Origin of the sequence: Psychroflexus torquis ATCC 700755 (assembly GCF_000153485.2) — a bacterium.
Lineage (GTDB): Bacteria > Bacteroidota > Bacteroidia > Flavobacteriales > Flavobacteriaceae > Psychroflexus > Psychroflexus torquis.
On the sequence record NC_018721.1, the window covers coordinates 731,372 to 747,237 of the forward strand.

Annotated in this window: 16 protein-coding genes; 12 read left to right on the plus strand and 4 right to left on the minus strand. The window is 35.2% G+C overall.

Annotated features, from left to right (window positions below; translation table 11 throughout):
• Position 1: 1 nt before the first annotated feature.
• The 8 genes from nosZ to P700755_RS03255 all read left to right on the plus strand — a co-directional run bounded on the left by nosZ (position 2) and on the right by P700755_RS03255 (position 7,829).
• Positions 2 to 1,966, plus strand: a complete 1,965-nt coding sequence (gene nosZ, locus P700755_RS03215) for a Sec-dependent nitrous-oxide reductase (RefSeq protein WP_015023320.1) — start codon at positions 2 to 4, stop codon at positions 1,964 to 1,966.
• Between the two features lie 89 nt (positions 1,967 to 2,055).
• On the plus strand, positions 2,056 to 2,661 hold the full coding sequence (locus P700755_RS03220; protein WP_015023321.1) for a hypothetical protein: 606 nt from the start codon (positions 2,056 to 2,058) through the stop codon (positions 2,659 to 2,661).
• Position 2,662: 1 nt separating this feature from the next.
• The gene (locus P700755_RS03225) at positions 2,663 to 3,115 is read left to right on the plus strand and encodes a nitrous oxide reductase accessory protein NosL (protein WP_015023322.1); all 453 of its coding nucleotides are present in this window, start codon (positions 2,663 to 2,665) and stop codon (positions 3,113 to 3,115) included.
• Position 3,116: 1 nt separating this feature from the next.
• Positions 3,117 to 4,364, plus strand: a complete 1,248-nt coding sequence (locus tag P700755_RS03230) for a nitrous oxide reductase family maturation protein NosD (protein WP_015023323.1) — start codon at positions 3,117 to 3,119, stop codon at positions 4,362 to 4,364.
• Positions 4,358 to 5,065, plus strand: a complete 708-nt coding sequence (locus tag P700755_RS03235) for an ABC transporter ATP-binding protein (RefSeq protein ID WP_015023324.1) — start codon at positions 4,358 to 4,360, stop codon at positions 5,063 to 5,065. Before P700755_RS03230 ends, P700755_RS03235 begins: the two co-directional genes overlap by 7 nt.
• A complete protein-coding gene (locus tag P700755_RS03240) occupies positions 5,058 to 5,840 on the plus strand; it encodes a hypothetical protein (RefSeq protein ID WP_015023325.1) in 783 nt (260 codons plus the stop codon). Before P700755_RS03235 ends, P700755_RS03240 begins: the two co-directional genes overlap by 8 nt.
• Before the next feature lie 80 nt (positions 5,841 to 5,920).
• A complete protein-coding gene (gene ric, locus P700755_RS03245; RefSeq protein ID WP_015023326.1) occupies positions 5,921 to 6,640 on the plus strand; it encodes an iron-sulfur cluster repair di-iron protein in 720 nt (239 codons plus the stop codon).
• A gap of 586 nt (positions 6,641 to 7,226) precedes the next feature.
• On the plus strand, positions 7,227 to 7,829 hold the full coding sequence (locus tag P700755_RS03255) for a hypothetical protein (protein ID WP_211206090.1): 603 nt from the start codon (positions 7,227 to 7,229) through the stop codon (positions 7,827 to 7,829).
• Between the two features lie 215 nt (positions 7,830 to 8,044).
• Here the strand turns inward: P700755_RS03255 and P700755_RS03260 are convergent, their stop codons facing one another.
• The 4 genes from P700755_RS03260 to P700755_RS03275 form a co-directional block, all read right to left on the minus strand.
• Positions 8,045 to 8,506, minus strand: a complete 462-nt coding sequence (locus tag P700755_RS03260; RefSeq protein WP_015023327.1) for a hemerythrin domain-containing protein — start codon at positions 8,504 to 8,506, stop codon at positions 8,045 to 8,047.
• Between the two features lie 36 nt (positions 8,507 to 8,542).
• Positions 8,543 to 8,935: a group III truncated hemoglobin gene (locus P700755_RS03265; protein WP_015023328.1), complete on the minus strand. Its 393-nt coding sequence runs from the start codon at positions 8,933 to 8,935 to the stop codon at positions 8,543 to 8,545.
• Positions 8,935 to 9,219 (minus strand): hypothetical protein, encoded by a 285-nt coding sequence (locus P700755_RS03270; RefSeq protein WP_015023329.1) that lies wholly within the window; start codon positions 9,217 to 9,219, stop codon positions 8,935 to 8,937. The genes P700755_RS03265 and P700755_RS03270 overlap by 1 nt, the downstream gene beginning before the upstream one ends.
• Positions 9,220 to 9,657: 438 nt before the next feature.
• Positions 9,658 to 10,128 carry a Crp/Fnr family transcriptional regulator gene (locus P700755_RS03275; protein WP_015023330.1) on the minus strand — a complete coding sequence of 157 codons (471 nt, stop codon included), beginning with the start codon at positions 10,126 to 10,128 and terminating at the stop codon, positions 9,658 to 9,660.
• A 261-nt stretch (positions 10,129 to 10,389) separates the two neighbouring features.
• Between P700755_RS03275 and P700755_RS03280 the strand changes: the two genes are divergently transcribed.
• The 4 genes from P700755_RS03280 to P700755_RS03295 all read left to right on the plus strand — a co-directional run bounded on the left by P700755_RS03280 (position 10,390) and on the right by P700755_RS03295 (position 15,865).
• Complete coding sequence (locus tag P700755_RS03280) at positions 10,390 to 10,773, plus strand: hypothetical protein (RefSeq protein ID WP_157609241.1); 384 nt, start codon at positions 10,390 to 10,392, stop codon at positions 10,771 to 10,773.
• A 49-nt stretch (positions 10,774 to 10,822) separates the two neighbouring features.
• Entirely contained in the window at positions 10,823 to 13,126 is a 2,304-nt protein-coding gene (locus P700755_RS03285; protein WP_015023332.1) for a TonB-dependent receptor domain-containing protein, read from the plus strand.
• A 353-nt stretch (positions 13,127 to 13,479) separates the two neighbouring features.
• Positions 13,480 to 14,808 (plus strand): TolC family protein, encoded by a 1,329-nt coding sequence (locus tag P700755_RS03290; RefSeq protein ID WP_015023333.1) that lies wholly within the window; start codon positions 13,480 to 13,482, stop codon positions 14,806 to 14,808.
• The gene (locus P700755_RS03295) at positions 14,798 to 15,865 is read left to right on the plus strand and encodes an efflux RND transporter periplasmic adaptor subunit (protein WP_015023334.1); all 1,068 of its coding nucleotides are present in this window, start codon (positions 14,798 to 14,800) and stop codon (positions 15,863 to 15,865) included. The genes P700755_RS03290 and P700755_RS03295 overlap by 11 nt, the downstream gene beginning before the upstream one ends.
• Position 15,866: the final 1 nt, after the last annotated feature.

Sequence of the window (15,866 nt, forward strand, 5' to 3'; positions counted from 1 at the left end):
AATGAAAACAATTCAAAAACTTTTACTAGGTCTAGGTGCAGGACTACTGCTTATAGGTTGTGGTAATAATTCAAAATCGGACTCTGGTGCTATGGCATCATCTAATGCAGAAAAAGTATATATTGCTCCAGGTGAGCACGACGAATTTTATGCCTTCATGTCGGGAGGATATTCCGGAAACTTGACAGTTTACGGTTTACCAAGCGGAAGAATGTTTAAAGAAATACCCGTTTTTTCTCAATTTCCTACCAACGGATATGGATATTCTGAAGAAACCAAAGCTATGCTTAATACTTCTTATGGCTTTGTGCCTTGGGGTGATTCTCACCACCCAGATATTTCCCAAACAAACGGAAAATTGGATGGTCGATGGATTTTCATAAATGAGAACAATACACCTCGTATTGCTAGAATAAGCTTAGAGACTTTCGAAACCGAAGAGATTATCGAAATTCCTAACTCTGCTGGAAATCACGCCTCATCGTATGTGACTGAAAATACAGAATATGTTGTAGCAGGGACTCGTTTTGCTGTTCCAAATCCTCAGAAAGACATGCCTATCGATGAGATGAAAGGTGAATTTAAAGGCCCTTTAACCTTTATTAAGGTTGATCCAGAACACGGACACATGGAAATTGATTTCCAAATAAATATGCCTGGCTTCAATTACGATTTATCACATCCTGGTCGTGACAAATCTCATGGATGGTTTTTCTTCACCTCTTATAATACTGAAGAAGCACATTCTATGCTAGAAGTGAATGCTTCACAAAACGATAAAGATTTTATCGCCGCTGTAAATTGGATGAAAATTAAAGAATATGTTGAGAATGGTGGTGGAACTGAAGTGGCTGGTACTTATGCACATAACATTTACGATGAATCAACCATGATGGCCACCACAGAAATGAAAGAAGGCGTAACTTCAGTTGATCCGCGTGATGTTCCAGGTGCTGTCTATTACATGCCAGTTCCAAAATCACCTCACGGTATAGATGTTAACCCAACAGGCGAATACATCATTGGAAATGGAAAACTATCTACACAGTTAAGTGTTTATTCATTTGCGAAAATTGAGGAAGCCATCAAAAATAAAGACTTTGACGGTGATGCCTATGGTATCCCAATCTTAAAATTTGAATCTGTTCTTGAAGGTGTTGTAGATAGTGGTGGTTTAGGCCCATTGCATACTGAATTTGATGGAAAAGGCTACGGTTACACTAGCTTCTTTATTTCTTCTGAAGTTGTAAAATGGGAAGTAGGGACTTGGAAAGTAGTAGATAGACAACCTTCTTTCTACTCGGTAGGTCATTTAACTATTCCCGGTGGTAACTCAAGAGAACCTTTTGGTAAGTATATGTTTAGTATGAATAAAATCACAAAGGACAGATATTTACCAACAGGTCCAGAATTGGAGCATTCAGCTCAGTTATATGATATTTCTGGCGATAAAATGCAGTTATTACTAGATTTCCCAACACACGGTGAACCTCACTATGCAGCTGCGATTCCTGCCGATTTAATAAAATCTAAATCTAAAAAATACTACGATTTAGAAGAAAACAATCACAAGTACGCTGCTAAAAATGAATCTGAGGGACGTGTAGAACGCAAGGGAAATGAAGTTCATATTTATACTACAACAGTTAGAAGTCACTTTTCACCCGATAATATTGAAGGAGTTAAAGTTGGCGACAAGGTATATTTCCACGTTACTAACTTAGAGCAAGATTTTGATGTTCCTCACGGATTTGCAATGATTGGAGCTAACACTTCAGAAATTTTGGTCATGCCTGGACAAACTAAAACCATTATTTGGGAACCTAAACGGGAAGGTGTTTGGCCATTCTATTGTACAGACTTCTGTTCTGCCCTTCACCAAGAAATGCAAGGTTACGTAAGAGTTTCTGCTAAAAATAGCGATACTAAATTGCGTTGGTCACTAGACGACGAATGGAAAGAGTAACGAGTTAATTTTAATGTTTTGGTTTTGATTACTCAATTTGGGGCGAGTAGAATCTCTGCTCGTCCCTTTTTCAATTAAAAATTTAAATTATGAAAACGGCAAGTATCACTATGATTATAGGTTCTGCCCTTCTGTTGGGATTGTTTTTGTTTCCGCTTTGGAGTATCACTTTAGAAGCCCCTCAATATCCAAGTGGCATTGGAATGTACATTAACCTTGATGGACTTGAAGGACATGAAAAACACGACATTCAAAATATAGATGGACTTAACCATTATATTGGCATGCGTAAACTGCCTAAACAAGATGAAATGTGGGAATTTTCTGTATTTCCTAAAGTCATTGGCGGAATGGCCATTTTAGGAATTCTCATTGGCCTTTTGGGCTTATTTAAAAAAGTATCTTATAAATGGTTTTTAGGCTGGCTTGTTTTAATGACTGTTTTGGGTGTTATGGGCATATTTGATTTTAATGCTTGGATGACAGATTACGGTACCCATCTAGATCCGAAAGCCATCATGAAAATGACTGATGCAGATGGGAACCCTTTAAGCTACAAACCTCCATTATTTGGCTCTAGAGATATTTTGAACTTTACTGCTCATTCCTATCCTGCTATAGGAGCCATATTAATGGGGATTGGCATGTTTCTTACCTTTATTGCTTACATCATAGGACTTAAAAAGACCAATTAGTATGAATAAATACATCATTTTAACATTCATTTTTATATCAATAACAGCCTGCGATAAATCGGCTAAACCTATTAATTATGGCGAAGACCAATGCGATTTTTGTAGCATGGGTATCGTTCAAAAAACACATGCTGCTCAATTGGTAACTGAAAAAGGAAAGCAACATAAATTTGATGCTATTGAATGCATGGTGAATTTTGTTAAAGACAAATCAGGAAAATTTAATAATGCAACTTTATTGGTTGTCAATTACAACCAACCTGGGAAAATGATTCTCGCAGAAAGCGCATCTTATCTAATAAGTAAAAATTTACCTAGTCCAATGGGCGCCTATTTAACTGCCTTTGCATCGGTATCTGATGCTGAAGCTGCCCAAGAAAAACTGAAGGGTGAGATTTACCAATGGGATAATCTAAAAAAAGTCATCAAAAAGGATATTCATAAAATTCACTAAAATGAAATTTAGCTTATTTATATTCTGTTTTATCTCAGCATTAAATTATGCCCCTGCACAAAACAGAACTATAGAGGTTTGTGCTAAAGATTGTGAATTTTCTTCTATTCAAAAAGCGGTTAACCAAGCTCAAGCTAACGATTCTATTTTCATTCAAAAAGGAATTTATAAGGAGCATAATATTTTTATCAACAAAAAGTCTCTTCATCTTTATGGAGAAGAAGGCAGTGTAATAGATAGCGAATACAAGGGATATGGCTTCAAGGTTGAAGCTACAGATTTTAGCATTACAGATTTAACAATTAAAAATATTGAAGTAAGTTACACGTCAGACTATGCCGCTATTTACCTCTTTAGATGTTTCGATTTTAAACTAAAAAACATCACCTTAAGAAACGCATTTTTCGGATTCTTAATTGAAAAGTCTAGAAACGGTTTCGTGCTTCAAAATGATATTTCTGGAACTGGTGATTCTGAAGCTAGCTCTGGAAATGCTATTCATCTTTGGGATTCAAAAGAAATTGAAGTGCGAGATAACCATGTCTATAACATGCGCGATGGCATATACATCGAATTTGGAAGCAATAACATTTTTGATAATAACGATAGCCACGATAATATGCGCTATGGTTTGCACTTTATGTTCTCCAATGATAATCGCTATAGCAATAATAGTTTCAGGAATAATAGTGCTGGTGTTGCTGTCATGTTTTCTAAGCGCATTGTAATGTATAATAATGTATTTAAAAAGAATTGGGGCACGGCATCTTACGGATTATTACTGAAAGAAATAAACGATGCCGAGATTTATAACAACACTTTTGAAGATAATACGGTAGGTATTACCACCGATGGTTCTACCCGAATAACGTATCGAGAAAATGATTTCATCAACAATGGTTACGCCGTAATATTTATAGGCGGTAGCTATCAAAACAATTTTATAAAAAATAATTTTCTCTACAATAATTTCGATTTGAGCTATTCTGGAGGCTTAAACGATAATAGTTTTGATAATAATTTTTGGAGCGATTACACGGGGTATGATCTGGATAAAGACGGGTACGGCGATGTCCCTTACCGGCCTGTGAAATTATTCAGTTATCTGGTGAATAATACTCCAGAAAGCATCATTTTATTGAGAAGTTTATTTATTGACATCATCAATTTTTCAGAAAAAGTAACCCCCATTTTCACTCCAGAAAATCTCACAGATCAAAACCCTTTAATGCGAAAAGTACAATGGTAGAATTTAAGGATATTCATAAAAGATTTGATAAAAACGATGTGCTTACTGGCATCCATCTAAGTATTCAAAAAGGTAAAACTACAGCAATTCTTGGCCCAAATGGTTCTGGAAAAACCACCTTAATTAAAATATTATTGGGAATGAGTCATGCCAATAAAGGTGAAGTTTTTGTAGACGAATCAAATATCAAAAATAATTGGTCGTATAGAAAATATATCGACTACCTACCGCAAATAGCCAACTTCCCTGGTAATATAAAAGTGAAAGAAATCATAGCGATGATCAAGGACTTGAGAAGTCAGCCAACTCGTGATGAAGAGTTAATCGAATATTTTGAGCTAACTCCCTACCTCAACATTAAACTCAGTCACCTTTCTGGAGGTTACAAACAGAAAGTGAATCTCGTTCTCAGTCTTATGTTTGACAGTCCTTTTATCATTTTAGATGAACCTACATCTGGTTTGGATCCAGTTTCTTTAATCAAATTGAAAGAGTTACTCAAAAAAGAACAAGCTAGTGGAAAAACCATTTTAATTACTTCTCACATCATGAGTTTTGTGGAAGAAATCTCAGACCATATCAGTTTTATTTTAGATGGGAAAGTTTACTTTGATGGAAGCATCAAGGAGCTAAAATCGACTACAGATGAAACCCATTTTGAGTATGCTATTGCTAACTTATTAAAAAACCATCATGCTTAAAATCTTAAAATACAGTTTTTTTGACTTGGTAAGAAGCCGCTGGAGTTATGTATATTTCTTATTCTACTTGCTTCTAAGTTCAGTGTTATTATTTTTGAACAACAATATATCGAACGCCATAATTACACTATTAAATGTCGTTATTGTTCTAGTACCACTTATCGGGACTATTTTTGGGGTGATGTATTACTACGATTCACAGGAATTTACTCAACTCCTTCTGGCACAGCCCATAAAGCGAAAATCTATCTTTATGGGACAATTCCTAGGGGTAGCTACCTCACTATCACTAAGCGTATTGCTAGGTTTGGGTATTCCTTTTGCCTTGTATGGCTTATTTCAATCCAACGTTATTTTCGACTTTTTGATTCTGATAGTTGTTGCTGTTTTTTTAAGTTTCATCTTTAGCGCTTTAGCCTTCAATATTGCATTATCGAATACCAACAAAATCAAAGGTTTTGGGTATGCCATCTTGCTTTGGTTGTTTCTCGCCGTTATTTATGACGGTGCTTTTCTCATTGCCTTGATCTATTTTCAAGAATATCCATTAGACAAGTTTACCTTAATTGCAACACTGTTTAACCCAATTGATTTATCAAGAATATTAATTCTTTTAAAACTTGATATCTCTGCTTTGCTAGGCTATACAGGGGCTATTTTTAAAGACTTTTTCGGGACTTTGTTTGGAAGTTTAGTATCCTTAGGTGTTTTAGTCATATGGGTGGTTTTACCGCTATGGCGAATGGTTAGACTAGCAAAACGAAAAGATTTTTAAAAAGGTTATGAACTTGATTCAAATCATAAACCAAAACTTTTTAAGGAGGTAATTTTAATGTAAATTAAATATAAATTATCATGGTTTCAATTAAGGATAAAACAGTAGCTGAATTAGTAAGTGAAAATATCAATACTGCTCATGTGTTCAAAAAACACGGCATCGATTTTTGCTGTGGTGGCGGTATAAGCATCAGCAGAGCTTGCAAAAAAAACCAAGTTAAACTTGATGTCTTATTAAATGATCTTCAAAATCTGGAAGATAAGGGCAGGACGTATGATTATAAAAAATGGAATTTGCATTTTCTAGCACAACATATTCAAAATGTACATCACAGTTATGTAGAAGACAGCATACCACTACTTATACAGTATTCCAACAAAGTTGCTAGTGTGCATAGTAAAACCAATCCTGAATTAATTCAGATAAAAAAATTGTTTGCTGAAGTAGCTAACGAGCTAAGCCAGCACTTAAGAAAAGAAGAGTTAATTCTATTTCCTTTTATTGCAAAAATGGAGGCTGCGTTTAAAAAGGGTGAAAAAGTGGAAAGACCACATTTTGGAACCATAGAAAATCCTATTGCAATGATGGAAGATGAACATGAAGCAGCAGGAGATAAATTTAAAGAAATCGCAGATTTAACCAATAATTACACATTACCACCACATGCCTGCAATACTTACAAAGCTTTATATCATAAGCTCGAAGAGTTTGAAAATGATTTGCATTTGCATATACATTTAGAAAATAATATCCTTTTTCCAAAAGCTTTAGCTATGGAAAAAGAAACCCTTTCATAGTTTTTTTGATTGATGATGACCCTAAAACAGCATTTTATAAATAGTCTTTTCTACTTTCTTATAACAGCTGTTTTAGGGTTTTTTCTTAGACTGGAAGCGACAGCATTTAGTGTTGACATTCCTACACAGTATCGTTTTATTGTCCACACACACTCACATATCGCCTTACTTGGCTGGGTGTATTTAGCTCTAAGCAGTTTTATCGTGTATTTTTTTGTTGAAAAATCTAACATCAATAAATATTACAAAAAAGTTTTTTGGGCAACACAAGCTTGCCTTATTGGTATGCTTATCTTTTTTCCTATTCAAGGTTATGCGTTGTTTTCTATTATTTTCTCAAGCCTTTTTCTGTTATACCAAATCAAATTTATAATGTCGTATAAATAAATTGAATTATTTTTTGATTGATTGCAGTTAAAAATAATTAGCATAGCCTTAGTTACGGTAATTATTTTTGATAAAAAGTAAGCGAAAAAGAAACGATTTATTGCGACATTATAGGTTTAATTTGGTATTAGTTAGTTATATGTTTTTTGGGTTTATTCTAAAACACACAAAAACACAATTGAAATTAAAAAAATCCTTTTTGCTTATCAAATATGCACTGTTGTATATGGTGATCTCATCGCTTGGACCCTGGGCGTTAGGGGTCATCATGACAACTCTGGGAAGCGAATCGGTATGGTATAGATTAGCGATCTATTTTTACTTACACGTTCAGTATAATGCTTGGTTTGTACTTGCCGCCATAGGGTTAATGGTGTTTTTGCTGGAACAATCTAAAGTAAAAATTGAAAACAGAGCATTCTCAAAATTCATAGTACTATTCAATATTGGAATTATAGGTACATTTTTCCTATCCTGTCTCTGGACAAACTCACATTGGTCTTTGTATTTGCTGAGTAATTTGGGAAGTTTAGCTTTATGGATAAGTTTATACTATTTGTGGAATTCCATAAAAAGTGAGTTTAGCCCATTTTTTCTAACACTGAGTAATCAATCCCGGTTTATACTCCAATTCTTAGTCTTAGTTTTCCTGCTGAAGTTACTTATGCAAACATTAAGCGGCATACCTTACATAAATGAAATTGCTACATCTAACTTAGACGTAGTCATTGGATATTTACATTGGTTTTTCTTAGGCTTCATAAGTTTATTTTTATTGTTTTTAGCCTCTTATTTGCAATGAATCAAGCTTTCTAATTTCAATTTAGCCCTATATCTCCTAGCTTTTATTTCAACTGAATTTTTTATTTTTTATCGTGCTGCAACCGTGGTCTTACAATGGGCATTTTTACCAAGTTTGAATTTATATTTAGCCGTCGCTTCTTTATTATTCAGCATTTCAATTGTTGGAATAAGCTTACAGTCCATTTTTACACATCAAAGTAAAAACCTCCAGCTTTAAGACCAAAATGGCTTTTGCCACAGGGCACAGCTTTCTTGACGTTTGTGTATTTTCTCGTAAATAGCAAGTTGTTGTTCGCTCAATGTACTTTGTATTAAGTTAAACAACTCCCGCTCTTCCAAACGAATATGCTTTTGAAGTAATTCATAAATTCTTTTGAAATCTGCATGGGTTTTTTGCTGAATTTGAAAAAGCACCTTTAAGTCTTGATGTTGAACTATTGCATCTCTCACTAATTCGTACTCGCCCTTAAGCATTGGAAATAGGCGTTCTTCTTCTAACTGAAAATGTGGCAGCAAATGATTTTCCCAAAACCAAGTGGCATACTCTTCCATAGATTGAAGGTCGGCTCTCTTAGCTACTCCTTTTTGCAAACGCAGAGCAAAAATAAGTCCATCGTGATGCTCACGACTCAAATTTCGTAGGGCTTTATGGCGTTTTATTGGTGGGTTGGACATGGTTAAAAAACTCTTCAGCAAATTTAACCACTTCTGTTAACATATAGTATTTCTATCCATATAAATATTCATAAAAATATGTGAAGCCATTTTTCTAGCATTGTTCTTTGCTCGATCGGCTAATTCACCTTCAAAGTATTGATCTATAGTTTCGAACCAAAGATTTAACCAAATACCGAAATGTTTTTGCTCAATACTTCCATTAAAGTGTTTGTCTACACGTTGGTGTGCCAATTTGGGATTTCCCTTATATTTTTGTTTAAAAAACAAATTCGTTTCCCAGAAATCGGTTAACTTTTCAAGATGATCATCCCAATCTAAAATGCTTTCATTAAAAAAATGACCTATATCTTTATTCTGACGAATTTTTTCATAAAAATGATGTACTAGTTTGGATACGTCTTCTCTTGTTTTTAAGTCATGTTTCATTAGAAAGAAATGTAATAAGCAATTGTAAATACGCTTGATAAAACACTAATTACCTGAAGAAGAAAAGCCATCTTTGGTTTAAAACCAACTAAAATAACTGCATTATAAATCATACAAATAATTACAATCCAACTCAAGTGAACAACATGGAATATCGTGTTTCCATCATTTAGAATAATCATTGCGACGATAGAACCCAAGCAACTTGAAGCAATAATCCCCAATACAGAATTAGCCAGGTAATACTTTTTAAAATCATCAGATAAACTCTTAACTAGATCCATTGTGTTATATTTTTATGTTACCGAAAAATACAAGTATGTATGACCACCGTTTATGATTTGAATCAATTCAAAATTATTGCAACTCATCTTATACCAAATTATATTTATAATGCCGTATTAATAAATTGAATTATTTTTTGATTGATTGAAATCAAAAATAACTAGCATAGCCTTAGCTACGGTAATTATTTTTGATGAAAAGCAGGCGAAAAAGAAACGATTTATTGCGACATTATTGGTCTAATTTGGTATTACACCATATTAGCATTCAAATGTCGTATAAAATCAGTTTCTTTTTCACTTACTAATCGTCATAAAATAGAACCGTAACTAGTGCTATGCTTATATTTTTTTCCTCAACTAACTAAAAAACCTGTGCTGAGCTACGTCGTAGTATAATTCAAATTTTTAATGAAACATTTAAAAACTAAATTGGTATTACCTCAAAATCTTCCGTGCTTTAATTTGTATTTTACCTTTTTTTTCCAAAGCCTTACAGGCACGAATAACAGTTTCTACGCGTAATCCAGTGAGATCGGCAATTTGCTGGCGAGTTAAATCGACTTCTAAAACATCCTTAGGATCTAGTTTATGAATATGCGTCTTAGTATAATCCAGCAACCTTACAATGCGATGCTCGGGATCTTGTGAGGAAATCTCAGAAGCCATAATTGCTTTGTAGTACAAGCGCGACGCCAATACTTCAGAAATTTTAAAATGCGCTTCTGGGTGTTTATTTAGCAAATCAAAAAAATCATCTTTTGGCAAACGAAAAATCTCTACATCTGTAATAGTTTCTGCTCCTGCTGGATAGCCCACATCCGCAAATAAGGGCGGTTCTCCAAAACTTTGATCTGGGTAAAAAATCCCTTGAATAAATTCTTTGCCGTCTCTATTAAAGTTATTCATCTTCACTTCACCCGTTTTGATTTGATAATAAAACTGAGCTTTACTTCGTAATTGAAAATAACATTACCTCTTTCAATTTTGAGAATTTCTGCCTTAAATTGGATCAATAATTTGGGATCTATCATAAAACTAATTTATAAACTTAAAGATGTGAATTTTCGTGAAAACTAAATGTGTTAGAATCAGAATTTTTTTTATAAATCTATCGGGAATGTGATTTAAGTCACAATTCAAAGCAAGCATTCTCGCTATTTTTGTAAAGTGAAAGATATCAAATTAAATATAGCTCTTATATTAAGCCTCGTGGTGCTTTTATTCACTGTGAAGTCTGCGTTTTGGATATCGTATTATATCGCCTTCACCGATAATTTTATAGAGAATTATTGTGAAAATGTGGACCGCCCTGAGCTGGAATGTGATGGAAAATGCTTTTTGAGTGACGTCCTAGATAACAAACAAACCGACACCCCCAAGAATGCTTCTATTTTTCTTGAAAGCGAACTTATTTTCACAACTCTATGTTCTGAAACTGATACCTTTATAAGTTTTTCTATCGCCGAGGTAGAACACTCTTTTTTGTATACCTCTCATTATAAATTTCAATTCTTAAACAAAAATTTTAAGCCACCTATACGTTCCGTTTGACTCCAGTTTTATTTAAAACAAATTAGTTAGACATTTTAAAGGCATCAACATGAAAATTATTTTAAGCGCCTTCATCTATTTATTTAGTTCTGTGATACTTATAGCTCAGACTAAATCTATAGAGGTTAAAGACGCACAAACCAAAGAAACCCTTTCCGGGGTTTACGCTATCGATCAAAACAACAATAACAACAACAAGTATCATATTACTAACAACAAAATTTTACAATTAAAAATCGGTAAAATTTATAAGATTAGTCACATTGGCTATGGTTATAAAATCTTGAAAGTTGAAACTACAACGACAGATATCCTGTATTTGGAAGCTGAAAATACTGAGCTGGCAGAAGTCTTGGTCACAGGTAGAGTTTTTGAAGATCCGGTGATGAACATCACTACACCAGACTTAACTGAAAGAGTGACTCAGCCTAAAAATGTAGCTGATTTGTTCAGAGACATCAATGGATTTGGACTCATCAAACGTGGGAATTACGCTATTGATCCCTCTTTCCGTGCTTCACAATATGAGCAATTGAATATTCAATATGACGGGGGAACCAAAGTTATGCATGCGTGTCCAAACCGGATGGATCCTATCACCACTCACGTCATGCCAGAGGATATTTCAAAAATTGAAGTTGTTCGCGGACCCTATACCATGCGTTACGGAGCTACTTTCGGAGGACTTATCAATATGGTGTCCAAACGACCAGAACTAGGAAATTATGGCTTTTCTGGAAGTGCTTCAACTGGATATGAAACCAATGGAAATTCATTGGTGAATATGGTTCGGCTTCAGTATGCTGAAGAAAAGTTTGATGTTGTTGGGATGTATGGCTATCGTGATTTTGGTAATTACGAAGACGGGGCTGGAAGAGAAATTCCATCATCGTTTAGAAGTATAGATTATAGCCTGCGTATGGGTTATAATTTCACTAGCCTTGAGCGTTTACAATTGCATTGGAGACAATCTTTTGGTAGAGATGTGCTACATGCGTCTTTACCAATGGATTCAGATTATGATGATTCTTCCATGCTGTCTCTGGATTATTTCAAGAAAAGACCAGGGAAGACCTTGCAGAAAATTCAAGCCAAAGCCTATTTTTCTTATGTAGATCATCTCATGAGTAACAGCAGAAGAAGCAACTTCGAAACGGTTGAAGCTGTCTCTCCTGTTGAAGCGACAACAGCTGGCGGTCGATTCGAACTAGAGTGGAAACTTGCTGAGTTCTGGACGCTTTTTACTGGAACCGATGCGCTTTTAATAAGTAGAGACGGTGTGAGAAATCGCTTGATAAAACAAAACATGATGGGAATGCCCTTCAATCCACCTCTGCAGCTTACCGACAAAATTTGGCAAGATTCGTTTATCAACGACTATGGCATTTTTGCGGAATCTCGCTACAGAATCAATAATTCTATGGTAGTAAATGCAGGTGTTCGATATGATTTGGTTAACTCAGACATTCAGGATCCCGAAGCAGATTTCCTAGCTTACTATCCTGGTTTGGGAAGCAGAACTGAGCATAATTTTAGTGCTACGGTATCGCTCAAAAAATTACTAGATGCCAATAATCAATTAGAATTTGCCATTGGACGTGGTGTGCGCTCTGCAAATATGATTGAGCGATTCATCAATCATTTTCAAGTTGGACAAGATCCGTTTGAATACATTGGTAACCCCAACTTGGACGCAGAAGTGAACAATCAATTTGAAGTTGCATACACAGGGAAAAAAGAAATGAATGGATTCATCGATGAGTTAAACTGGGGGGCTTCTGTTTATTTCTCTCATTTCGAAAATTACATTGTAGCCGTCATCGATCCTACCAAAACGAGAAAATTTATGCCCAACCAAGAACCTATCAATCCAAAAGTATTCAGAAATCTAGATGATGCATACAAAACAGGATTTGAAGCTAGCGTGGGCGTTAATTTCTTAACCCATTTTCAGTTAGATGCTGATATGGCTTACGTGTATACCCGAAACGAGGATTTAAGCGAGTCTTTGCCCCTTACTCCTCCCCTGCGCAGTAAAATAAGTTTGCAGTACAGCAAGAATAAGTTTTGGGCAGCAACCGACTTAAGGATGGTCAGCCAACAAGATGAGCTGGCTACATCCTTTGGCGAAAATGAAGCTACTCCTGGTTACGAATTGGTTGATTTTCGGTTGGGTTACGAACTTTTCCCTGGGCTCGACTTAGGAGCAGCAGTTTTGAATGCTTTTGATCAGCAGTATTACGATCACCTAAATTTTGCCTTTAGAAACCAAGCCAATGCCAGCTTAAGCGGACTGGAACGTCTTACCGATCCTGGTCAAAATTTTACAGTTTTCGTTAAATATGGATTTTAATTAAGTATTGGGCGTTTCAACGTGCTGTCCGTTTCTAGTCCGCAAGCCAAAAGCTGGAGATTCTAGGGCTGTAAAGGAGCTTCTAAGGTCGCTCTCCTCAGCCAAGACTCTCTGGCTTTTGGCTATTACGGGCTATCCACTTCCATCACGAACGCATATTACCAATTTCACTTCAAATGTGGTAAATTAGCTTTTTTTTGATCCTGGAAGAAAAAAATAATTCAGAATTTTTTACGACATTTAAGAGGTAAATTGGTGTAAAACCAAAATTTTATAACCAAAATTTATAGAACATTTGTTACATTCAGTGCACCTCTTAATTCCTAATTTTGCAATTATAAATTCAAAATAAAATGAAGGCATACCTAATGATAATTCCAGTTATAGCTTTTCTATTTAATTTTGGGCAACTTCAGGCCCAAGAAGAAATGGAGTTTACTCTTGAAGAACTCAAGAGCCAAGTGCTTCAAAATAATAGATCACTTCAAATTAATGAAAGTGAATTTAGAAAAGCAAGAGCCCGCTATAGGCAAACCAATGCTGCGTTTTTACCTCAGCTTAGTGTTTCGCATAATTTTTATAGAACCAATAATCCCGTCCAAGCATTTGGAACATTATTGAACCAAGGAATTTTTACAGAGCAAGATTTTCAAATCGATAATTTGAACAATCCAAGTGCCATTTCCAATTTTACCACTGCTTTAAGCATTCAACAACCTCTTATCAATATAGAAAAGTGGGCTCAACGTTCTGCGCTAAACGCTCAAAAAGAAGCACAACAACTTCAAAATAAATTTGAAGAAAAAGCGCTTTTAGTTGAAGTGGAAAAACTTTATATGCAACTTCAGCTCGCTTATAAAGGGATTGAAGTACTAGAGCAAACTAGAGAAATTGCCGAGCAAAATTTTAAAAGTATTCAAAATTTTTATGACGAAGGTCTATTGATCATGCCAGATTTACTAAGTGCAGAAGTAAGGTTAAATGAAGTTGAAAACGAATACATCGCGGCTTACAATCAACTCCAAAATCTTTCAGACTATCTTCTGTTTTTAATGAACAGAGATGCTAATACTGTGGTAAAACCAGTTTCAAAACTTGGGCTTAATATTGTGGAGACTATGGACGCAAGTCAAATAGAAACAAGAGAAGACATTTTAGCAGTCGATTTGCAAACCAAGGCCCAATCCAAAATGCAAACTGCAGCCAAACATTCCTTTTTGCCAACGCTTAATGCTTTTGGGAACCTACAATGGTTTTCAGATGAAGCCTTTACAACCAACACAAGAAACTTTTTTGTAGGTGCTTCACTTAACTGGAATATTTTTGAAGGTGGTAAAAATATTGCAAAACTTCAAGAAGAAAATGCAAGTTTAGATCAAGCCAAACTAGAAGCTTCTAGGTATGCCTCCAATTCCAATATGGAGTTGGAAAAAGCAAAACGCCAATTTCGCGAGGCAGAGCAAAAACTTAATAGAAATAGACTATCCCTGAAGCAAGCAGAAAAAGCATACCAAATCAGGAAAGATAGATTTGGAGAAGGTCTTGAGCGCACTACAGATTTGCTGCGGGCAGAACAACAACAATCTTCTATGCGACTGGCTTACAACCAATCCATATTCGAGTTTAACTACGCTCAGTTATACATTCAATTTTTAGCAAACACCTATACTTATGAAAAATAAATTACTGCCTATATTTTTTTCTGTGTTCTTATTAAGCATTTTGAGCTGTGGAGAAAAAACCGAAAATAAAAAGCCTGAGCAGATATCTGTCGATGTTAAAATCGAGTATCCTACCACCAGTTTACCTCAGCTTTTAAGCTATAAGGGGAAAATTCAGTCTTCAAAATCGATAGATATTCAATCTAGAGGATCAAGTTACGTGGATAAAATCCTTGTAGATGTAGGCGATGCTGTTCATGAAAACCAGTTGCTGGTTAAATTAAACAGCGATGACCTCATGTCGAAACAAAATCAGCTTACTGCCAAACTCGACGAGGTAAGTGCCACTTTAGAAAACACCGAAAAGGATTATAAACGATACAAAAGTTTAAGAGAAAAAAATAGTGTTTCAGAAAAAGAGCTGGAGTCTATCTCCTTAAAATATAACTCTGTAAAAAGTCAAAAAGCAGGAGTAGAAAGTCAGTTGAAAGAAATACAATCAGAATTAAAATATTTCAATATCAAGGCCCCATTTGAGGGTGTAATTACTTCAAAAATGGCTCAAGAGGGAGATTTAGCAAACCCCCGATTTTCGATTCTACAAATGGAAGTTGAGAATGCATTTGAATTTCACTTTTCAGTTTCAGAACGAGCTATTTCTTCATTAAGAAAAGGACAACTGGCCACCGTTGTAGTGTCGACAGATGGTCAAAAAATCGATGCCCAAATATCAGAATTGAGCTTATCGTCTTCAGAAACAGGAGGACAATATGTTGTGAAAGCAAAATTACTAACCGAAAATGATGTCCAGCTTTTTTCTGGACAACAAGGAGAAATACAACTTATTACGGATTCTTTGGATCAAGGAATTTTTGTTCCCAAATCAGCACTTATCGATCGAGGCGGTTTACAGGGTCTATACGTAGTTAGCCCAGAAAATAAAGCGATGCTGAGATGGGTGGAGACTGGGGTAAACTACGATGAATATATAGAGATTCTTTCTGGTCTAAGCAGCGATGAGTCCGTTGTAACTTCTGCAGACTCCAAACTTTATAACGGTATAACCGTGAAATACTAGA

Bases quoted from the DNA above. Each gene is read 5' to 3' on its own strand.
- nosZ (WP_015023320.1), top strand. From the start codon at position 2: ATGAAAACAATTCAAAAACTTTTACTAGGTCTAGGTGCAGGACTACTG.
- P700755_RS03265 (WP_015023328.1), bottom strand. From the start codon at position 8,935: ATGAAACATGACTTAAAAACAAGAGAAGACGTATCCAAACTAGTACAT.
- P700755_RS03235 (WP_015023324.1), top strand. From the start codon at position 4,358: ATGGTAGAATTTAAGGATATTCATAAAAGATTTGATAAAAACGATGTG.
- ric (WP_015023326.1), top strand. From the start codon at position 5,921: ATGGTTTCAATTAAGGATAAAACAGTAGCTGAATTAGTAAGTGAAAAT.
- P700755_RS03295 (WP_015023334.1), top strand. From the start codon at position 14,798: ATGAAAAATAAATTACTGCCTATATTTTTTTCTGTGTTCTTATTAAGC.
- P700755_RS03230 (WP_015023323.1), top strand. From the start codon at position 3,117: ATGAAATTTAGCTTATTTATATTCTGTTTTATCTCAGCATTAAATTAT.
- P700755_RS03225 (WP_015023322.1), top strand. From the start codon at position 2,663: ATGAATAAATACATCATTTTAACATTCATTTTTATATCAATAACAGCC.
- P700755_RS03285 (WP_015023332.1), top strand. From the start codon at position 10,823: ATGAAAATTATTTTAAGCGCCTTCATCTATTTATTTAGTTCTGTGATA.
- P700755_RS03290 (WP_015023333.1), top strand. From the start codon at position 13,480: ATGAAGGCATACCTAATGATAATTCCAGTTATAGCTTTTCTATTTAAT.
- P700755_RS03260 (WP_015023327.1), bottom strand. From the start codon at position 8,506: ATGTCCAACCCACCAATAAAACGCCATAAAGCCCTACGAAATTTGAGT.
- P700755_RS03220 (WP_015023321.1), top strand. From the start codon at position 2,056: ATGAAAACGGCAAGTATCACTATGATTATAGGTTCTGCCCTTCTGTTG.
- P700755_RS03240 (WP_015023325.1), top strand. From the start codon at position 5,058: ATGCTTAAAATCTTAAAATACAGTTTTTTTGACTTGGTAAGAAGCCGC.
- P700755_RS03275 (WP_015023330.1), bottom strand. From the start codon at position 10,128: ATGAATAACTTTAATAGAGACGGCAAAGAATTTATTCAAGGGATTTTT.
- P700755_RS03270 (WP_015023329.1), bottom strand. From the start codon at position 9,219: ATGGATCTAGTTAAGAGTTTATCTGATGATTTTAAAAAGTATTACCTG.